Source organism: Streptomyces sp. NPDC056373, from assembly GCF_042262425.1.
Classification (GTDB): Bacteria; Actinomycetota; Actinomycetes; order Streptomycetales; family Streptomycetaceae; genus Streptomyces.
Map to the genome: position 1 here is coordinate 208,708 of NZ_JBHJPX010000004.1, position 19,449 is coordinate 228,156.

Consider the following 19,449-nt stretch of genomic DNA (forward strand, 5'->3'; position numbering starts at 1 on the left):
AACGAGCGCGGTCAGACCAGCGTCACGGTGATGTTGCCACGGGTCGCCCTCGAGTACGGGCAGACCTCGTGGGCCTGCTCGATCAGTGACCGGGCGGTCCCCCGGTCCACCTTCGGGATGTCGGCCGAGATCTCGACGATGATCCCGAAGCCGTCCCCGTTCTTGCCGAGGCCGACCTTCGCGGTCACAGTCGAACCGGAGAGGTCGGCCCCCTCCTGGCGGGCCACGACACCGAGAGCGCCCTGGAAGCAGGCGCTGTACCCGGCGGCGAACAACTGCTCCGGGTTGGTGCCGGCGCCGCTCCCGCCCATCTCCTTCGGCGGGTTGACGACGACGTCGAGCCTGCCGTCGTCGGTGGCGACCCGGCCGTCGCGACCGTTCTCGGCGGTGGCGACGGCGGTGTACAGGACGTCGGGCTGCTGGATCGGCATGCGGTTGTGTTCCTCACCTCGTCCGCCGCGGCTCGCGCCCGGGCCGGGACGGATTCGGAAACAAGTTACCGCATGCCGGAATCCTGACGGAAGGCGTCAGAGCTTGACGATCATCTTCCCGGTGTTGTCGCCGCGCAGGACGCCGAGGAAGGCCTCCAGGTTGTTCTCGATGCCCTCGACGACGGTCTCGCGGTACTTCAGCTCGCCGGAGGCGACCCAGGGCGCGACCTCCTGCACGAACTGCGGCTGCAGGTCGTAGTGGTCGCCGACCAGGAAGCCCTGGATACGGCCGCGGGTGGCGATCAGGCGGGCGAGGTTCTTCGGGCCCGGGGCGGGCTCGGTGTTGTTGTAGACGGAGATCATGCCGCAGACGGCGATCCGGCCGCCCTCCTTGAGGGAGCCGACGGCCGCCTCCAGGTGGTCACCGCCGACGTTGTCGAAGTAGACGTCGATCCCGTCGGGGGCCGCGGCGCGCAGCTGCTCGGCGACGGGCCCGTCCTTGTAGTTGAAGGCGGCGTCGAAGCCGTACTCCTCCGTGAGGAGCTTCACCTTCTCGTCCGAACCGGCGGAGCCGACGACGCGGGCGGCGCCCTTCAGCTTGGCGATCTGGCCGACCTGGCCGCCCACGGCGCCGGCGGCACCGGACACGAAGACGGTGTCGCCCTCCTTGAAGGCGGCGGTGCGCAGCAGGCCCGCGTAGGCGGTGAGGCCGGTCATGCCCAGCACACCGAGGTACGTCGACAGCGGCGCGGCCTCCGGGTCCACCTTGACGGCGCTCTTGGCGCCGACGACCGCGTACTCGCGCCATCCGAAGAAGTGCAGCACGTGGTCGCCCACGGACAGCCCCTCGGCGTTCGAGGCCACGACCTCGCCGACGGCACCGCCCTGCATGACCTTGCCGATCTCGAACGGGGCGACGTAGGACTTCGCGTCGCTCATACGGCCGCGCATGTAGGGGTCCACGGAGAGGTACTTGTTCCGGACGAGGACCTGCCCCTCGCCCGGCTGCGGTACGTCCACCTCGACGAAGGCGAAGTCCTCGGGCTTCGGCCAGCCGACAGGACGGCTCGCCAGGTGCCACTCGCGGCTGACGGCGGGGAGGGTGGGGGTGTCGGTCATGGTGCGCCTTACCTCACTGACTCGATGTTTCAGTACCTGAAACAACCATGCTCCTGAATATTTCAGGTTGTCAAATAACCGGGTACCCTCGGAGGCATGGCTTCCACCACACCGACGCCCGAAATCACGGGCACCCGCCCGGATCAGCTGACTCTCGACGTCGTCGAACTGATCGGGGAGGTCGTGGCGCGCTTCCACGAGGACTACGAGTCGGCGGCCGCGGAGCACGCCCTCACCGGCGCGCAGGCACGACTGCTCAGCCTGCTGTGTCTCGAGCCGCTGCCGATGCGGAGGCTGGCGCAGCAGCTGAAGTGCGAGCCGTCGAACGTGACGGGGATCGTGGACCGGCTGGAGGCTCGGGGCCTGGTCGAGCGGCAGCCGAACCCCGCCGACCGCCGGGTGAAGGTGGCGGCGGCGACGGCACAGGGGCGGCAGGTGGCCCGGAGCCTGCGGGAGTCGCTGCGGTTCGCCCGGGAGCCCCTGGCCGGGCTCGCCGAGGAGGAGCGGGTGGCTTTGCGGGACACGCTGCGGCGCATGCTGGGCTGAGGCCGGGGCCCGCCGTCGTCAGGAGATCCGGTGGCTCAGGACCGCGTGCGGCGGCTTGCCCGGGGCGCGGCGGTACGTGACCGATGCCGCCGAGGGACTACGCCGCGCAGGACCGGGCGGGGCCACCTGTCCGGGGCGCGGCCGAACCCGACCGGCGCACGGGCCGTTCGCGTCCCGGCAGGGAGCGGAACCGCTCCCGTCGCGTGCCGGCCGCCCGCACGGCCGGGCCGCGACCGCGCACGTGTGGCCGACGCCCCGGCCGGTGCAGCCTGGCGCAACCGGCCGAGCGGACGCTAGGTGCACCACCAGAGGAACCTTTTGCACGGCTCCGAGGCGGAAGGCTCCGGCTCGGGGGGCCGGGTGGCCGGATCCGAAGTGGGGGCGGGGCCCGGGCCCGAGGTCGGCGGGGCGGCCGTGGGAGCGGGCGCCGGGCCGCTGGGGGCGCCTCCGGCCGCGGACTCGGGATCCTTCGACGGTTCGCCGCCCTTGGGGGACTCCGAGCTCTCGTCCTTCGGGGACGCGGAAGCGGACGGCGTGTCAGATGCCGTCGGCGAAGCGGAACCTGGCGCGCCGTCAGACCCCGCTCCCCTGCCGCCCGAACCGCTGCCCGGCTCCCCCGCCTCGGGCGAGGCGTCGCCGTCCGCCGACTCGCCACCGGCCGCGGCCGGTTTCGGTTTCGAGCCGGGGGCGTCCATGCCGAGTTCCGCGAGGCTCAGACCGCCGGCCGCCAGTACGAACCCGGCGGCCACGAACAGGGTGCGGCGGCGCCGACGGCGGTGCGCCGCGGCCTTGCGGTCCCGCCGGCTCGACCCTCCCGGCCCGTCGGGGGCCGGGCCGCGCCCGTGTCCACGCCGCCGGGCCGCACGCCCCACGCGCTCGCCGTCCTCATCGCCGTACGCGTCGTCGCGCCCATCGTCGTACGGGGCGTCGCGCCCGTCGTCGTACGCGTCGTCGCGCCTATCGCCGTACGGGCCGTCATGCCCGTCGCCGTATGCGTCGTCACGCCCGTCGCCGTAGGTGTCGTCACGTCTCTCGCCGGCGGCGTGCGGCTCGTGCGGTCCCGCCGGCCCCTCCGGCACGGCACCGACGGGCCCCGACGCGGTGGCGTCGTACCCCGCGTACACCGGGTCGCGCCGACGCAGCACATCGGCCGAGGTGCCGCACCCCGGGCAGGCGAGGGCGCCGTTGAGGTGCCGTCGGCACGGGTCGCAGTAGTCCATGACGCGGGAAGATTAAGTTCCGCGCCGGTCACGTTCCTAGAGCCGGCTGTGAAGGTTCTGTACGGACACGGTCGCTCCCCGGTTTCGAAACTGTCGAAACCGTTATGCGCGTGACCCATTGACACCCCCACCGCCCGATCCTTACTGTCACGCCAGCATTTCGAACGTGTGCCGAAATCTCGAACAAGCCGAGGCGCCGGAACGCGAACGGGACGCTGACGGAACAAACTGACAGAACGAGCCGACGAAGCAGCGAGGGACAACCGCCGTGCGCATCACCGGAATCAGCACACACGTGGTCGGGACGCCTTGGCGCAACCTGACCTACGTCCAGGTGCACACCGACGAGGGGATCACCGGAGTCGGCGAGACCCGGATGCTGGGACACACCGACGCCCTCCTCGGTTACCTGCGGGAGGCCGAGGCCAACCACATCCTCGGGTCCGACCCCTTCGCCGTCGAGGACCTCGTCAAGCGCATGAAGTACGGCGACTACGGCCGTGCGGGCGAGATCGTCATGTCCGGCATCGCCGTGATCGAGATGGCCTGCTGGGACATCAAGGGCAAGGCCCTCGGCGTCCCCGTCTGGCAGCTGCTGGGCGGCAAGGTCACCGACAAGGTCAAGGCGTACGCCAACGGCTGGTACACCACCGAGCGCACCCCGGAGGCCTACCACAAGGCCGCCCAGGGCGTGATGGAGCGCGGCTACCGGGCGCTGAAGATCGACCCCTTCGGCACCGGCCACTTCGAGCTGGACCACCAGGAGACCCTCTACGCGGTTTCGCTGATCGAGGCCGTCCGCGACGCCATCGGCCCCGAGGCGGAGCTGATGCTGGAGATGCACGGCCGCTTCTCCCCCGCCACGGCCGTGCGCCTGGCCAAGGAGCTGGCACCGTTCAAGCCGGCGTGGCTGGAGGAGCCGGTCCCGCCGGAGAACCTCAAGGCCCTGGAGAAGGTCGCCGCCAAGGTCGACATGCCGGTCGCCACCGGTGAGCGCATCCACGACCGGATCGAGTTCCGCGAGCTGTTCGAGAGCCAGGCCGTCGACATCATCCAGCCGGACGTCGGCCACATCGGCGGCATCTGGGAGACCCGCAAGCTCGCGGCGACCGCCGAGACGCACTACATGCTGGTCGCTCCGCACAACGTGGGCGGCTCCGTGCTGACCGCCGCGTCCCTCCAGGTCGGCTTCACGTCCCCGAACTTCAAGATCCTTGAGCACTTCAACGACTTCGCCGACGCGGAGATCAAGAAGGTCGTCAAGGGCGCCCCGCAGGTGAACCCGGAGGACGGCTGCTTCCACCTCTCCGACGCCCCGGGCCTCGGTGTGGAGCTGGACGTCGACGCCGCCGCCGAGTTCCCCCAGCAGCAGGCACGTTTCGACCTCTGGGCGGAGGGCTGGGAACAGCGCAAGCCGAAGGGCGCGAAGTGAGCACCGCGGTCGTCGTCGAGGCCCCGGGCGAACACCGGCTCGTCCCGCACGAGCCCCGGCGGCCCGAGGCCGGTGAGGCCCTGGTCCGGGTGCACGCCGCCGGGATCTGCGGCAGCGACCGCGAGGTCTACCAGGGCAATCGCCCCGAGGGCTATGTGCGCTATCCGCTGACCCCGGGCCACGAGTGGTCCGGGACGGTGGAGGCCGTGGGCGCCGGTGTCCCGGCCTCGCTCGTGGGCCGCAAGGTCGTCGGCGAGGGCTTTCGAAACTGTCAGGTCTGCGATCGCTGCCACGCGGGCGACACGACGCTGTGCACGGCCGGATACGAGGAGACCGGGTTCACCCAGCCGGGCGCGATGGCTGCCACGCTGACCCTCCCGGCCCGTCTTCTGCACGCCCTGCCGGACGACTGCGACCTCACGGCGGCGGCCCTGCTGGAGCCCGCCGCCTGCATCGCGGCCGCCGCGCTGAAGGGCAACGCGCAGCCCGGTGAGCGCGTCGCCGTGGTCGGCACCGGCACCCTCGGCATGTTCGCCGTGCAGTTCCTGAAGGCCAACTCACCGGCCGAGCTGCTGGTGGTCGGCACCCGCAGGGACCGTGAGGCGCTGTCGCGCCGGTACGGCGCGACGGACTTCCGGACCAAGGACCAGGAACTCCCGGACGACATCGACGTGGTGATCGAGACGGCCGGGTCCGCGGACGCCGCCCGGATCTCCGCCGGTCTGCTCAGGCGCGGCGGGCGGCTGGTCCTGACCGGCATCCCGGCGCCGGGTGCCGAGGGCCTCGACCCGACCGACCTCGTGGTGAAGCAGCTGGAGGTGCACAGCGTCTTCGGTGCGCCGCCGGACGCCTGGGCGCACACGGTGCGGGTGTTCGCCGCCGGTCTGCTCGACCCGCTGCCGCTGGTGACGCACGAGCTGCCGCTCACCGAGTTCTCGCAGGCCATCGAGCTGGTCGGGGCCGGCGATCCGAAGGTGGGCAAGGTACTGCTCCGCCCCTAGACGTACGCCGGTACGAGAGCAACCTGACGGCTCCCGTACCGGCGTACACCCAGCTGCGCCCCTGCCGGGCCGTGCTCCCGTACCGGCGTGGCCCCGGCCGCGCCCTCCGCCCGGCCGTGTACCGAGCCGGGCCGTGCCCCACCCAGAGCCGCGAACCTCGTCCGAAATATCGAACCGAAGGACAGTCCTGTGACCGACGCTTCCGCCACGGCAGCCCGCAGGCCCGGTGAGCCGGCGCTCACCGCGCTGGGTCTGAGCGCGCCCGCCCCCGACCCCGCCGACACTTCCGCACATTCCTTCCCCGGCGGCGGCCGCTGGCGCACCGAGATCCCCTCCTGCGAGGGTCCCGAGGCACTCGCGGTGGTCCTGAAGGAGGCCTCGCGGCTCGACGTGCCGATCCACCGGATCAGCCAGGGCAGCGGCGTGTGGATGCTGACCGACTCCGAGATCACCGAGATGGTCGAGTCGACCGGCGAACGCGACATCGAGCTCTGCCTGTTCACCGGGCCGCGCGGCACCTGGGACATCGGCGGATCCACGCGCACCGACTCGCGGGGGGCCGGGCTGCGCGCCCGGGGCCACGACGCCGTCGCCGGCTGTGTCGAAGACGCCGTGCGGGCAACCGAGTTGGGCGTCAAGTGCCTGCTCGTCGCCGACGAGGGCGTGCTGTGGACGCTGCACCGGGCACGGGCGGCCGGCATCATCCCGGCCGACACGACGCTCAAGGTCTCCGCGCTCATCGGCCCGGTCAACCCGGCCGCGTACGCGGTCTACGAGCGCCTCGGCGCCGACTCGGTCAACGTGCCCAGTGACCTGACGCTCGATCACCTCACCGAGATCCGCCGGGTGTCGGGCGCTCCGATGGACATGTACATCGAGGCACCCGACGACCTCGGCGGTTACGTCCGCATGTACGAGGTGGCCGAACTCATCAGACGCGGGGCCCCGTTGTACCTGAAGTTCGGCCTGTCCAAGTCCCCCGGGATCTACCCGTACGGGCACCACATGCGGGAGCTGACCCTGGCCACGGCCAAGGAGCGGGTGCGGCGCGGACGGCTCGCCCTGGACCTCCTGGCCCGCCACGGAGCGGACGGCGACATGGCGCCGCTCGGGTCCCGACTGCCGGGCGATCTGCAACGGTTCGAAATCTCGTCATAACGTTCCGGAAACTCGGCTTACAAAAGAAGACACAGCCGACCACAATCCACCACACCTCTTCTCGGTCTTTCCGGCACGACCACCCGGATCGACTTCGCGCCTGGACCGAGCCCTGCCACAGATCAAGGATGACGATCATGCGTAACCGCAGAGCCGCTCTCACCGCCATAGCCGGAGCCGCGTCCCTCGCCCTGACCCTGTCCGCCTGCGGCCAGAGCGGCGAGGGCGGCAGCAAGGAGGGCTCGGGGGACACCAAGGGCGCCACCATCGGCATCGCGATGCCGACCAAGTCCTCCGAGCGCTGGATCCTCGACGGCGACTACGTCAAGAAGAACCTGGAGGCCAAGGGCTACAAGCCCAAGCTGGTCTACGGCGAGGACGACCCGGACCAGCAGGTCTCCCAGGTCGAGAACCTCATCACGCAGGGCGTCAAGGCACTGATCATCGCCGCCATCGACAACAAGTCGATGAACAACGTGCTCAAGCAGGCCAAGGACGCCAACATCCCGGTCATCTCCTACGACCGCCTGATCCTCGGCACGAAGGACGTCGACTACTACGCCTCCTTCGACAACGAGAAGGTCGGCGAGCTCCAGGGCAGCTACATCGTCGAGAAGCTGGGTCTGAAGGACGGCTCCAAGAAGGGCCCCTTCAACATCGAGCTGTTCGCCGGCTCCAACGACGACAACAACACCCGCTACTTCTTCGGCGGCGCGATGAAGGTCCTGCAGCCGTACATCGACAAGAAGCAGCTCGTCGTCCGCTCCGGCCAGACCAAGCTCAACCAGGTCACCACGCTGCGCTGGGACGGCGGCACCGCCCAGAAGCGCATGGACGACATCCTGACGTCGGCCTACAAGACGGAGCGCGTCGACGCCGTCCTCTCCCCCTACGACGGCATCTCCATCGGCATCCTGTCGGCGCTGAAGTCCGACGACTACGGCTCCAAGAGCAAGCCGCTGCCGGTCGTCACCGGCCAGGACGCCGAGGTCGCCTCGCTGAAGTCGATCGAGGCGGGCCAGCAGACCCAGACCGTCTTCAAGGACACCCGCGAACTCGCCAAGGTGGCCACGAACATGGTCGACGCGGCGCTGAACGACAAGAAGCCGGAGCTCAACGACACCAAGACCTACGACAACGGCGTGAAGGTCGTGCCCGCGTTCCTGCTGAAGCCCGTGAGCGTCGACAAGTCCAACTACCAGAAGGTCGTCATCGACTCCGGCTACCACACGGCAGCCGACCTCAAGTAGTCCCGCCACCGACCGACGCTCACCACTGATTGGAAGGCACGACCATGGCGGGACCCGTCCTGGAAATGCGCTCGATCGTCAAGACCTTTCCCGGCGTCAAGGCGCTGTCGGACGTCACACTGACCGTCCGCCAGGGCGAGGTCCACGCCATCTGCGGGGAGAACGGCGCCGGCAAGTCGACCTTGATGAAGGTCCTCTCCGGCGTCCACCCGCACGGCACGTACGAGGGCGACATCCTCTTCGAGGGAGAGGTCTGCCAGTTCAAGGACATCCGGGCCAGCGAAGAACGCGGCATCGTGATCATCCACCAGGAACTGGCTCTGGTGCCCTACCTCTCCCTGGCGGAGAACATCTTCCTCGGCAACGAGCACGCCACCCGGGGGATCATCAGCTGGACCGAGACCCTGCGGCACGCCACCGAACTGCTGCGCCGGGTCGGTCTGTCCGACCACCCGGACACCCGCGTCGCCGACATCGGCGTGGGCAAGCAGCAGCTCGTGGAGATCGCCAAGGCCCTGTCGAAGAAGGTCAAGCTGCTCATCCTGGATGAGCCGACCGCCGCGCTGAACGACGAGGACAGCGGCAAACTCCTGGATCTCATCCTGGAGTTGAAGAAGCAGGGCATCACCTCGATCATCATTTCCCACAAGCTCAACGAGATCCGCAAGGTCGCCGACTCGGTGACGATCCTGCGCGACGGCCAGACCATCGAGACCCTCGACGTGAAGGCCGCGGAGACCTCCGAGGACCGGATCATCAGCGGCATGGTGGGCCGCGACCTGGAGAACCGCTTCCCGGAGCGGTCGCCGCACGAACCCGAGGAGGGCGCGGCGCCCGCCCTGGAGATCCGGGACTGGACCGTGCACCACCCGATCGACCAGCAGCGCAAGGTGTGCGACGACGTCTCGCTCCACGTGCGACGCGGGGAGATCGTCGGCATCGCGGGCCTGATGGGCGCCGGCCGCACCGAACTCGCGATGAGCGTCTTCGGCCGGACGTACGGCCGGTACGCGGGCGGCACGGTCCTCAAGGACGGCAAGGAGATCCGTACCAAGACCGTCCCCGAGGCGGTCAAGCACGGGATCGCGTACGTCACCGAGGACCGCAAGCACTACGGCCTCAACCTCATCGACACCATCAACCGGAACATCTCGCTCAGCGCCCTGGGCAAGGTCGCCAAGCGCGGTGTGGTCGACGAGCACGAGGAGCGGCAGGTCGCCGAGCGCTTCCGCAAGTCCATGAACATCAAGGCGCCGACCGTCTTCGAGCCGGTGGGCAAGCTGTCCGGCGGCAACCAGCAGAAGGTCGTCCTCAGCAAGTGGATCTTCTCGGGTCCGGACGTGCTGATCCTGGACGAGCCGACACGCGGTATCGACGTCGGCGCGAAGTACGAGATCTACACGGTCATCGACCAGCTGGCCGCCCAGGGCAAGGCGGTCGTCTTCATCTCCTCCGAGCTGCCCGAGCTGCTCGGTATGTGCGACCGCATCTACACGATGGCCGCGGGACGGCTGACGGGTGAGTTCTCGCGGGCCGAGGCCTCCCAGGAATCGCTGATGCGTCAGATGACGAAGGACAAAGAGGTAACCCGATGAGCACGGACGTGACCGCCAAGAGCCCGGCCCCCGCGCCGCCGGGCAAGAGCGGCGGGGCCGGGGGCGACGGCCTGCTGCAGCTGGTGATGGACGGCATGCGCCGCAACATGCGGCAGTACGGCATGCTGATCGCCCTGGGCCTGATCGTGGTCCTGTTCGCCGTCTGGACCGACGGCGACCTGCTGCTGCCGCGCAACGTCTCCAACCTGGTGCTGCAGAACAGCTACATCCTGATCCTGGCGATCGGCATGATGCTGGTCATCATCGCGGGCCACATCGACCTCTCGGTCGGCTCGCTGACGGCGTTCGTCGGCTCGATGGCCGCCGTGTTCATGGTCAAACACGACATACCGTGGCTGCTCGCCGTGGTGCTGTGCCTGGCCGTGGGCGCGGTCGCGGGTGCCATCCAGGGGTTCTTCATCGCGTACGGCGGCATACCGTCGTTCATCGTGACCCTGGCGGGCATGCTGATCTTCCGCGGTCTTACCGAGATCTTCCTGGAGGGCCAGACGCTCGGCCCGTTCCCGGAGGGCCTGCAGAAGGTCGCCAACGGGTTCCTGCCGGAGGTCGGCCCGAACACCAACTACCACAACCTGACGCTGCTGCTGGGCTTCGCGATGATCGCCTTCGTGATCTTCCAGGAGGTCCGTGACCGCAAGCGGCAGCAGGAGTTCGACCTGGACGTCCCGCCCACCAAGCTGTTCCTGCTGAAGCTCGTCGCGATCGGCGCCGCCGTGCTGACGCTGACGATGCTGCTGGCCAGCTACAAGGGCGCCCCGATCGTGCTGCTCATCCTGGGCGTGCTGCTCGTCGGCTTCGGCTACGTGATGCGCAACGCGATCATCGGCCGCCACATCTACGCGATCGGCGGCAACCTGCCCGCGGCCAAGCTGTCGGGTGTGAAGGACAAGAAGGTCACCTTCCTGGTCTTCCTGAACATGGGCATGCTCGCGGCCCTGGCGGGTCTGGTCTTCGCCGCCCGCTTCAACGCGGCCTCTCCCAAGGCCGGCCTCAACTTCGAGCTGGAGGCGATCGCGGCCTCGTTCATCGGCGGCGCGTCGATGAGCGGCGGTGTCGGCACCGTCCTCGGCGCGATCATCGGTGGCCTGGTCCTGGGCGTGCTGAACAACGGTATGAACCTCGTCGGCATCGGCACCGACTGGCAGCAGGTCATCAAGGGCCTGGTGCTGCTGGCGGCGGTCGGGTTCGACGTATGGAACAAGCGCAAGGTCGGTTCGTAGGTCAGCTCCGGGCCCCGCCGGAAGGCGGGGCCCTTTCCTCATCACGGGAGCCGCACGCATGGAACTGAACAGACGCACGGTCATCGCCGGAGCAGCGGCGGCGGGCATCGCCGCCACCACGCTCGGCGGTACGGCACACGCCACGGGAGGCAGGAAGCCGGTGAAGACGCTCTTCGGCAAGCTCGCCGACGGCACGAAGGTCTACAGCTGGTCACTGGAGAACGGCGGCACGCGCCTGAAGGTCCTCTCCTGGGGCGGTGTCGTCCAGTCCCTGGAGATCCCCGACCGTCGCGGCCGCTACGCCAATGTCTCCGCGGGCTTCGACAACCTCGAGGACTACGTCGCGAAGACGCCGTACTTCGGCGCCCTGATCGGCCGGTACGGCAACCGCATCGGCAAGGGCAAGTTCACCCTCGACGGCAAGAACTACCAGCTGTCCGTCAACGACGGCGAGCAGAGCCTGCACGGCGGCACCCAGGGCTTCGACAAGCGCGTGTGGGACGTCGAGCCGTTCGTGAAGGGCTCCGACGTCGGCCTGCACCTGTACTACACGAGCGTCGACGGCGAGATGGGCTACCCGGGCACGCTCAAGACGAAGGTGACGTACACGCTCACCCGGCACGGCGACTGGCGCATCGACTACGAGGCCACCACGGACAAGGCCACCGTCGTCAACCTCACCAGCCACGTCTACTGGAACCTGGCCGGCGAGGGCAGCGGCACGATCGAGGACCACGAGCTGCAGATAGCCGCCTCCCGCTACACGCCCACCGACGCGGGTCTGATCCCGACCGGTGAGCTGGCCAAGGTCGCGGGCACGCCGTTCGACTTCAGCCGGACCAAGCCGATCGGCCGGGACATCCGCACCTCGCACCCGCAGTTGGTGACCGCCAAGGGCTTCGACCACAACTGGGTGCTCGACAAGGGCATCACCGCCCGGCCCGAGCACGTCGCGACCCTGCGCGACCCGGCCTCCGGCCGCACCCTGAAGATCGCCACGAACGAGCCGGGCCTGCAGTTCTACTCCGGCAACTTCCTCGACGGCACGCTGACCGGCCCGTCCGGCCGCACCTACCGGCAGGGCGACGCGCTGTGCCTGGAGACGCAGCACTTCCCGGACTCGCCGAACAAGCCGAAGTTCCCGTCGACCGTGCTGCGGCCCGGTCAGACGTACCGGACGACGACGATCCACACGTTCGGCTGCTGAGGCCGCTGACAGGTCTTCACGGACCGGACACCGGTTCCGACCGTTTTACCGACCGTTGAACGGTGTCACCGTGGTCTCCGTATGAAAGGGCGGCCCGCGCTCCCCCGCGCGGGCCGCCCTTAAACGTCGGGTCCGTCCGTCCCCAACGGACCCGCCTCATACGGAGGTTCCATGGCCGACAACGTCACGTCGCTGTTCCGCAGTACCGCGGCTCACAGCCCGTCGATGGCGGCTCTGACACGTGAGGGCGGCGAGGGAGCCGGCCCCGTGGACTTCTGTATCCCCTGCAACCCCTACTTCCCGACCCCGGCCATGTTCGAGGACATGGCGGCCCGGCTGCGCGACATCATCACGTACTACCCGAGCAGCGCCGACACCATCACGGCCGAGCTGTGCAGCCTGCTCCAGCTGCCGCCGCAGTGCGTGGCCATGGGCAACGGCTCCACCGAGCTCATCACCTGGATCGACCACCTGCTGGTGCGCGAGTCCCTCGCCGTGCCCGTCCCCACCTTCGGCCGCTGGACCGACCAGCCCATGGAGACCGGCAAGCGGGTCGACATGTACCCGCTCCAGGAGTCCAGCGGCTTCGCCCTCGACCTCGCGCAGTACGCCGAGTTCATCCGGGCCCGCGGCACCCGCGTCGCCGTCATCTGCAACCCGAACAACCCCGACGGGGGCTTCCTGCACAAGCACGCCATCGTGCAGTTCATGGACGCCATGGCCGACCTCGACCTGGTCGTCATCGACGAGTCGTTCCTGGAGTTCGCGGACGCCGAGGCCGAGCCGTCCGTCGTCCAGGAGGCGATGCTGCGGCCCAACGTGGTCGTGCTGCGCAGCCTCGGCAAGAACTTCGGCCTGCACGGCATCCGCTTCGGCTACCTGGTCGCCAACCCGGCGCTCGCGGGCCGCATCCGCTCCATGCTCCCGAAGTGGAACCTCAACTCCTTCGCCGAGCATGTCGTCTTCATGCTGAAGGAGCACGGCGCCGAGTACGCGCAGAGCCTGCAGCAGGTGCGCCGCGACCGCCTCGACATGGCCGGCCAGCTGTCCTCCCTGCCCGGGCTGACGGTCTACCCGTCGCAGGGCAACTTCCTCTTCGTGCGCCTCCCCGTGGGCGCCGAGGGCACGGTGGTCCGGGACCGGATGCTCACCGAGCACCGGATCCTGGTCCGCGAGTGCGGCAACAAGATCGGTTCGTCCAGCCGCTTCCTGCGTCTCGTGGTGCGCCCCCAGGTGGACGTGCGTCGCCTGGTGTCCGGCCTGGAACAGGTGCTCTACGGGACGTCCAGGAGGGGAGCCGCCGTACCCGAGCTGGGCAACGGGACCAGCTACAGCTCGGGTACGGCGGCCGTGGACCGGCTGGTGAGCGAGACGAACGGGTCGGGCATGCGGGGGCTCGCGGCGCAGGCGATGGGAACGGCGCCGGCAGCGATGCCGGCTGCCGCGGCGGGGATCGGGGGGCCGGGGCTCGTCGCGGCTCCGGCCGCCGCGAGCACGGGAACGGGCGGTGGCCAGGGCTTCTCCCCCACACAGGCACCCACTCCTGCCGCCGCGAGTGCCGTCGGCGGGCCGGCACCGGCGCCCACCCCGGCCACCGGCATCGGCATGCCGCTCCCCGCCGCCGCGTCCGCCGTACCGGCGGGTGCGGGCGGCGGGATGCCGATGCCGGCTGCGGCGCAGATGCCGCAGCCGCAGATGCCGCAGCCGCAGATCCCCCAGCCGGTGGCGCAGCCCGCTCCCCAGCCGATGGCCGCCCCGGCACCACCCCTGGCCCCCGTGGCCCAAGCCCCGGCGCCGGTCCCTGCTCCGGCGCCGGCCCCCGTCCCCACGCCGTCGCCCATGGCCGCCCCGTTCACCGGCCCCACCCCGCCCGGCGTCCCGGCCCGGGGCGGCCTGACGGCAGCCCAGGTCCGAGGCACGAACGGACTGACACCGGCCCCGGCGACGGGCTGGCCGGCGGCCCAGAACTGGCCCAACGCGGCGGGGATGGGGCAGGCCGGGTAGCCCGGGCAGGCAGGACCCGTACCGGTTCATCTCCGGCGCGGGGCCACCGGCGGGGTCAGTGGGCGACGGGCCATCCGCTGCTCCAGTTCAGGAGGTTGATGCCGAGCTTGGGTGTGCCGCCCGCGTTGCCGTCGTAGTAGTGGTAGACGATCAGGTCGCCTTCGGTGTCCTTCAGGATGGACTGGCCGCCGGGGCCGATGACGTTGCCGTGCGACTCGAGGACCGGTGTGCCGCCGTTGTTCATCAGGTCGACGCCGTTCTTGTCGCGGTAGGGCCCGGTGACAGCGGAGGCGCGCCCGACCTTCACCTTGTACGTCGAGCCGGTCCCGTTGCAGCAGGTGTCGTACGAGGCGAAGAGGTAGTAGTAGCCGCCCCGTTTGACGATGAACGGCGCCTCGACGGCCTCGGTCCCGGTGGGGCGGGAGGCCAGCGAGTACCGGGTGGTGTCGGAGGCGAGCTGCTTCCCGGTGGACGGATCGATCCGGATCATCTTGATCCCGGTCGACCAACTGCCGAACGAGAGCCACCACTTGCCGTCGTCGTTCACGAAGAGGTTCGGGTCGATGGCGTTGAAGTCGCGGGAAGGGTTCGAGGTGTAGACGGTTCCCTGGTCGGTCCAGCTGCCCGGCCGGCCGGTGCCGGAGGTGGCGAGGCCGATGGCGGAGGTCTTCGAGCCGAATGTCGAGACGGAGTAGTACATCAGGTACTTGCCGCCCTGGTACGAGATGTCCGGCGCCCAGGCCTCCGGAACGGACGAATAGTTCCGCCACCAGCCCGGCCTGCTGGAGAAGGCGTCTGCGCTGTTCCTGAAGGCGGTGCGGTCACCGCTGGCCTTGCCGGCGATGCCGCCGCCGGTGGCGTAGAGCAGGTACTGGCCGGACGAGGTGCGGATCATCGACGGATCGTGGGTGACGACGTCCCCGGTGACACGACCGGGGTTGGGGTACGCCGACGCCGTGCCGGGGATCAGGGCGAGCAGGGCCGCTGCGGGGAGAGCGAGCAGGGCGGTGCGTCTGCGGAGGGTGCGGGACGTGCGGGAACCGGGGTTCATGCGGGTTCTCCTTGCGGTGGGGGTGACAAGGCCCGACATCTCGGACAGTGCTCGCAAGTTCGAACGGAACGTAGAATCGAACCCCTTGCGCGTCAATGGTCCGCGCGCCAACTACCAAGCTCCGGGGCGGAATTCCCGCCCCGGGGCCATCGCCGTCCTACGGGGATCAGCCGGTGGGCAGGCCCAGCCCGTAGTACTTGACGTGGTAGTCGTCCACGTCCTCGGCCTCGCCGCCGACGAGCAGATCGGCCGGCTCGCTCACCCCCGCCGCCCTGGCCGTCGCCACCAGCATCTCCGCGAGGGCGCGGCCCCGGGGTTCGCCGGGACCTCCCGCGTCCACGCGCCACACCGGATCGCCGTCGTGCCAGACCGAGGCCGTACTCGGGTGCTCGGCGACGGTGCCCCAGCCGAGTGAGGCCGCGTCGACGCCGTAGGGGGCGAAGCAGCCGATCGACAGCCGGTCGTCGCACGTCACGTCGAAGAGGAGGGGCGCGCCACGGCCGGACCGCCCGTAGACCGGCATCCCGATACGGATGCCGAGGGCTGCGGTCTCCGCGGGCAGGGCCTCCAGGAAGTCGCCCAGCGACCGGGTGACGGTCTCCCAGCTGCGGGCGGTCCAGCCACCGGGACGGCCGAGGCCGGCGTTGGCCGGGTCGCTGTTGCTGCCGAAGAAGCCGCTGATCGCGTGCTCTTCGCCATGGCCCTGCCGCCAGAACCAGTCCTCCGCCGGGGCGGTGGGCTGCAGGACCAGCTCCGGTCCCGCCTTCCCGGCGCGCAGCTCCAGGGTGTCCGTACTGCCGCGCCAGCGCAGGAAGGGGGCGCCCCACAGCGGCCCGCTGCCGTAGAAGGGGCCCGTCTCTCCGTGCGAACCCATGACGGACGGCCGCCCCAGCGCCTCGGTCAGTTCCTCCTTGGCGGCGTGGAAGGCTGCGGCCTGTGCTGCGGCGTCGGGTGCTGCGGTCGCAACCGGCACGGCGAGTTCCACGTACGACTCGCCGCTGACGTATCGCTCTTCGTACCGGCCGACCGGCCGCAGGCGGGCGTCGCCCGCGGATCGGCCGGTGACCAGGACGGGACGGTCGGCGGTGCCGCCCCGGGGCCAGCCGAGCCCGTCCGCCATGGTCCGCACCCCCTCCGGCGACCAGCCGCCGGTGTCCACCGCGAGGAGCCGCCGGGCCAGGTCCGCGAGGGTTTGTTCATCGGCGCTGCCCTGTTGTGCGTTCACGCGCTCATCGTGCCGCAGCCCTATCCCGCGATGTCGAGCGCGGTCCCGTACAGCCGGTCCACCTTCAGCCTGATGACGACGCGGCGCTCGTCGACGAGTTGCCGGAGGAAGGCTTCCTCGTCCTCCGGTTCGGCGCCGGCCGGGATCATGGCGAGCAGCTCCCGCCCGACCGAGTCGCCGGGGACCGCCGTGACCTCCGAGATCTCGGCTTCGCCCTCCGCGACGGCGAACGACCAGACGTCTCCCCCCTGCACGTGCAGGGCCGCACGCGGTTCGCGCCGCAGGTGCTTGAGCTTGACGCGGTCGGCCGTCGTGGAGAACCGCACCGTGCGGGACTCGGCGTCCCAGCTGTACAGCATGGTGGTCAGGTGGGGGTGGCCACTTCGCTTGACGGTGGCGAGCGTGCCGAACTGCTGCGTCCCGAGCAGGTCGGAGAGGGCTGCGTCGGACAGGGTGCGGGGCGCGGGTCTTTGAGTCATGACCTCGCCAACTCCGTTGCTCTGAAGATTATTTCAGGGCGTCGGGAAAGTCCGGCCTCGCGCCCTTGAGGCAGGCCGTGGAAGGACGGCACCGCGAAGAAGCCAGTGGCCCCACCAGGGCCCGTAAATACCTGTCTCGTCAGATACTTGACGGCGCGGCACTTTGCCGAACTCACAGCTCGCCGACAGATTCGGCCTCTACTCTGCCGTGTTCATGACAGGAACCCCGAAGAAACACCCCGCGACCCCCGCCACCCCCATCGGCCGCCGCACCGTTCTGCTCGCCACCGGTGCCACCGCCGCCACGCTGGCCGTCGGCGCCGCAGTCACCCCGGCCGACCAGGGCACCCAGGAGACCGGGCCCACCGCCCCGGTCGCCGCCGCAGCCGTCTGCACCCTGACGAAGGAGCTGACCGAAGGCCCCTACTACCTCGACGGCCAGTACGTCCGCTCCGACATCCACGAGGACAAGACCGGCATCCCCCTGAAGCTGACGCTGACGGTCGTCGACGACGACACCTGCGCCCCGCTGAAGAACGCCTTGGTGGAGCTCTGGCACTGCGACGCCCTCGGCGAGTACTCCGGGTTCGTGGGCAACAACGGCCACAACGAACCCGACAACGGCACGTTCCTGCGCGGCGGCGTCCTCACCGACGCACGTGGAGTCGCGGCGATCACCACGGTCTACCCCGGCTGGTACCGGGGCCGCTGCGTGCACATCCACGTCAAGGTCCACACGAACGTGACCCTCACCCCCGACGGCTCCTTCACCGGCGGCCGGGAGCTCCATACCGGCCAGCTCTTCTTCGCCGAGACCATCACGGCCAGGGTCGCGGCGCTGACCACCTACAAGGTCAACACGGTCCCGCGCACCACCCTGGCCCAGGACTCGATCTACGACGACGGAGGCGCGGCCTCTGGCCTCCTCACCCTCACCCCGCTCGGCAGCACGACGTCCGCCGGCTACGCGGGCACGCTGACCCTCGGCGTGGAACAGGGCTGACGCCGGGCACACCCGGTGCGTTCCCAGGGGGCCGCTCGCACACCGGGCGGCCCCCGTCCCCTCGGGCCCGCCCCGCGCCTCGCCTCACCGGCGTCCGCCGAACTCCCAGTCGTGCACCTCGATGTCGGCATACCTCTCCCGGGTCAGCACGGCACGCGCCGCCTCCGCGTCCGGTGCCCGCACCAGCGCCGCCGTGCCCAGCCACTCGGCACCGTCGTCGGACAGCAGCGGCCCGTAAGCGATCAGTTCGTCGCGGCCGGGGGCTACGTCGAGGTCGGCGGCCGGACCGGCGCCGAGGCCGAGCACGAGGAAGCGGTGGCCGCCCGTACGGCCGCCGGGGAAGTCCCACATGGTGCGGCCCAGCAGGTTGCGCCACCGCCGCAGCAGCACGTCCCGGTACGCCCCGGCCTGGTAGCCCGGCTCGTCGAAGGCGAACGCCCGGGCGGCCGCGGGGTCCGGCAGCTCGACGATGTGAACGCTGCCGCTCGGCGTCTCCCCGTCGGCGGCGAAGGTCGGCCCGCGGGCGATCAACTCCGCCTCGTACCGGTCCATGTAGGCCCAGTGCGCCTCCCCCAGTTCCTCACGCAGCGGCAGGGAGCCGGGCCGGTCGCGGTGGTAGCAGAAGAACTCCATGCCGCAGACTACTCTTGACCGTCCACCGACACAGACGCCACATTCAGGGGGATGAAGGACCGTGCGCAGCGCCGCCGTAACGCCCGAGGGTGATCGAGTCCGCTGGGTCGAGCTGCCGGGGCAGGAGCCGCCGCGGGTCTACGTGCACGGGCTGGGTGCCACCTCGCCCGCCTACTTCACCGAGGTCGCGGTCGATCCGCGCCTGGCCGGACGCCGTTCGCTGCTGATCGACCTGCTGGGCCACGGCATCAGCGACCGCCCGGCCCACTTCGACTACACACTGGAGTCCCACGCGGACGTGCTGGCCGGTGCCCTGACGGCAGCGGGCGTCTCGGCCGCCGAGCTGATCGCCCACAGCATGGGCGGATCGGTGGCCATCGTCCTGGCGGCCCGCCACCCCCACCTGGTCTCCCGCCTGGTCCTGATCGACGCGAACCTCGACCCGATCCCGCGCGAACCCGGCTCGTCGGGCAGCAGCGGCATCGCCACCTACTCGGAGGAAGACTTCCTGGCGGGCGGCTGGGAGGAGGTCCGCGACCGGGTCGGCCCGCACTGGTGGTCCACGATGCGCCTGGCCGGCCGCGAGGCCCTGCACCGCAGCGCGTTGCACCTCACCCGTGGCACGACCCCCACGATGCGCGAGCTGTTGCTGGACCTGAAGATCCCCCGCACGTTCCTGCTCCCCGAGGCCGACGGCCCGCTTCCCGGCGCGGACGCCCTCGCCGAGGCCGGAGTGTCCGTCGTCGCGATCCCGGACTGCGGCCACAACATCATGCTGGACAACCGGGAGGCCTTCGTGGAGGCCACGGCGGCGGCACTCGCATCCGACGGCTGATCGGCCCTCTTCGAAGGAC

At 70.1% G+C, this 19,449-nt stretch carries 18 protein-coding genes; 11 read left to right on the forward strand and 7 right to left on the reverse strand.

What is annotated here, in order from left to right:
• Window positions 1–11: 11 nt before the first annotated feature.
• Entirely contained in the window at window positions 12–431 is a 420-nt protein-coding gene (locus tag ACFCXS_RS10110) for an organic hydroperoxide resistance protein (protein WP_376642724.1), read from the reverse strand.
• A 96-nt stretch (window positions 432–527) separates the two neighbouring features.
• Window positions 528–1,550 carry an NADP-dependent oxidoreductase gene (locus tag ACFCXS_RS10115; protein WP_376642726.1) on the reverse strand — a complete coding sequence of 341 codons (1,023 nt, stop codon included), beginning with the start codon at window positions 1,548–1,550 and terminating at the stop codon, window positions 528–530.
• Window positions 1,551–1,646: 96 nt separating this feature from the next.
• On the opposite strand from ACFCXS_RS10115, the gene ACFCXS_RS10120 reads away from it, so the two are divergent.
• Window positions 1,647–2,096: a MarR family winged helix-turn-helix transcriptional regulator gene (locus ACFCXS_RS10120; RefSeq protein WP_376642727.1), complete on the forward strand. Its 450-nt coding sequence runs from the start codon at window positions 1,647–1,649 to the stop codon at window positions 2,094–2,096.
• A gap of 293 nt (window positions 2,097–2,389) precedes the next feature.
• Here the strand turns inward: ACFCXS_RS10120 and ACFCXS_RS10125 are convergent, their stop codons facing one another.
• Complete coding sequence (locus tag ACFCXS_RS10125; protein WP_376642729.1) at window positions 2,390–3,316, reverse strand: hypothetical protein; 927 nt, start codon at window positions 3,314–3,316, stop codon at window positions 2,390–2,392.
• Between the two features lie 268 nt (window positions 3,317–3,584).
• Here ACFCXS_RS10125 and ACFCXS_RS10130 point away from each other — a divergent pair, with 268 nt between their 5' ends.
• The 8 genes from ACFCXS_RS10130 to ACFCXS_RS10165 all read left to right on the forward strand — a co-directional run bounded on the left by ACFCXS_RS10130 (window position 3,585) and on the right by ACFCXS_RS10165 (window position 14,204).
• Window positions 3,585–4,748 carry a mandelate racemase/muconate lactonizing enzyme family protein gene (locus tag ACFCXS_RS10130; protein WP_376642731.1) on the forward strand — a complete coding sequence of 388 codons (1,164 nt, stop codon included), beginning with the start codon at window positions 3,585–3,587 and terminating at the stop codon, window positions 4,746–4,748.
• Window positions 4,745–5,749, forward strand: coding sequence for a zinc-binding dehydrogenase (locus ACFCXS_RS10135; protein ID WP_376642733.1), 1,005 nt, complete (start codon window positions 4,745–4,747; stop codon window positions 5,747–5,749). The genes ACFCXS_RS10130 and ACFCXS_RS10135 overlap by 4 nt, the downstream gene beginning before the upstream one ends.
• A 189-nt stretch (window positions 5,750–5,938) precedes the next feature.
• A complete protein-coding gene (locus tag ACFCXS_RS10140; RefSeq protein WP_104780775.1) occupies window positions 5,939–6,907 on the forward strand; it encodes a hypothetical protein in 969 nt (322 codons plus the stop codon).
• A gap of 137 nt (window positions 6,908–7,044) precedes the next feature.
• Window positions 7,045–8,157: a multiple monosaccharide ABC transporter substrate-binding protein gene (chvE, locus tag ACFCXS_RS10145; RefSeq protein ID WP_376642736.1), complete on the forward strand. Its 1,113-nt coding sequence runs from the start codon at window positions 7,045–7,047 to the stop codon at window positions 8,155–8,157.
• Window positions 8,158–8,201: 44 nt separating this feature from the next.
• The gene (gene mmsA / locus ACFCXS_RS10150; RefSeq protein WP_376642738.1) at window positions 8,202–9,752 is read left to right on the forward strand and encodes a multiple monosaccharide ABC transporter ATP-binding protein; all 1,551 of its coding nucleotides are present in this window, start codon (window positions 8,202–8,204) and stop codon (window positions 9,750–9,752) included.
• Entirely contained in the window at window positions 9,749–10,993 is a 1,245-nt protein-coding gene (gene mmsB / locus ACFCXS_RS10155; RefSeq protein ID WP_376642740.1) for a multiple monosaccharide ABC transporter permease, read from the forward strand. Before mmsA ends, mmsB begins: the two co-directional genes overlap by 4 nt.
• A 58-nt stretch (window positions 10,994–11,051) precedes the next feature.
• A complete protein-coding gene (locus tag ACFCXS_RS10160; RefSeq protein WP_376642742.1) occupies window positions 11,052–12,200 on the forward strand; it encodes an aldose epimerase family protein in 1,149 nt (382 codons plus the stop codon).
• Window positions 12,201–12,371: 171 nt separating this feature from the next.
• Window positions 12,372–14,204 (forward strand): pyridoxal phosphate-dependent aminotransferase, encoded by a 1,833-nt coding sequence (locus ACFCXS_RS10165; RefSeq protein WP_376642744.1) that lies wholly within the window; start codon window positions 12,372–12,374, stop codon window positions 14,202–14,204.
• A gap of 55 nt (window positions 14,205–14,259) precedes the next feature.
• On the opposite strand, the gene ACFCXS_RS10170 is transcribed toward ACFCXS_RS10165, so the two are convergent.
• The 3 genes from ACFCXS_RS10170 to ACFCXS_RS10180 form a co-directional block, all read right to left on the reverse strand.
• Window positions 14,260–15,255, reverse strand: coding sequence for an arabinan endo-1,5-alpha-L-arabinosidase (locus tag ACFCXS_RS10170; RefSeq protein WP_376642746.1), 996 nt, complete (start codon window positions 15,253–15,255; stop codon window positions 14,260–14,262).
• A gap of 166 nt (window positions 15,256–15,421) precedes the next feature.
• Window positions 15,422–16,480 carry a hypothetical protein gene (locus tag ACFCXS_RS10175; RefSeq protein WP_376642748.1) on the reverse strand — a complete coding sequence of 353 codons (1,059 nt, stop codon included), beginning with the start codon at window positions 16,478–16,480 and terminating at the stop codon, window positions 15,422–15,424.
• A gap of 20 nt (window positions 16,481–16,500) precedes the next feature.
• Window positions 16,501–16,959 carry a pyridoxamine 5'-phosphate oxidase family protein gene (locus ACFCXS_RS10180; RefSeq protein WP_376642750.1) on the reverse strand — a complete coding sequence of 153 codons (459 nt, stop codon included), beginning with the start codon at window positions 16,957–16,959 and terminating at the stop codon, window positions 16,501–16,503.
• Between the two features lie 214 nt (window positions 16,960–17,173).
• Here ACFCXS_RS10180 and ACFCXS_RS10185 point away from each other — a divergent pair, with 214 nt between their 5' ends.
• Window positions 17,174–17,962 carry an intradiol ring-cleavage dioxygenase gene (locus ACFCXS_RS10185; protein WP_376642752.1) on the forward strand — a complete coding sequence of 263 codons (789 nt, stop codon included), beginning with the start codon at window positions 17,174–17,176 and terminating at the stop codon, window positions 17,960–17,962.
• 84 nt (window positions 17,963–18,046) lie between these two features.
• Here ACFCXS_RS10185 and ACFCXS_RS10190 read toward each other — a convergent pair whose 3' ends face one another.
• A complete protein-coding gene (locus ACFCXS_RS10190; RefSeq protein WP_376642754.1) occupies window positions 18,047–18,595 on the reverse strand; it encodes a YciI family protein in 549 nt (182 codons plus the stop codon).
• 61 nt (window positions 18,596–18,656) lie between these two features.
• On the opposite strand from ACFCXS_RS10190, the gene ACFCXS_RS10195 reads away from it, so the two are divergent.
• On the forward strand, window positions 18,657–19,430 hold the full coding sequence (locus ACFCXS_RS10195; protein ID WP_376642756.1) for an alpha/beta fold hydrolase: 774 nt from the start codon (window positions 18,657–18,659) through the stop codon (window positions 19,428–19,430).
• Window positions 19,431–19,449: the final 19 nt, after the last annotated feature.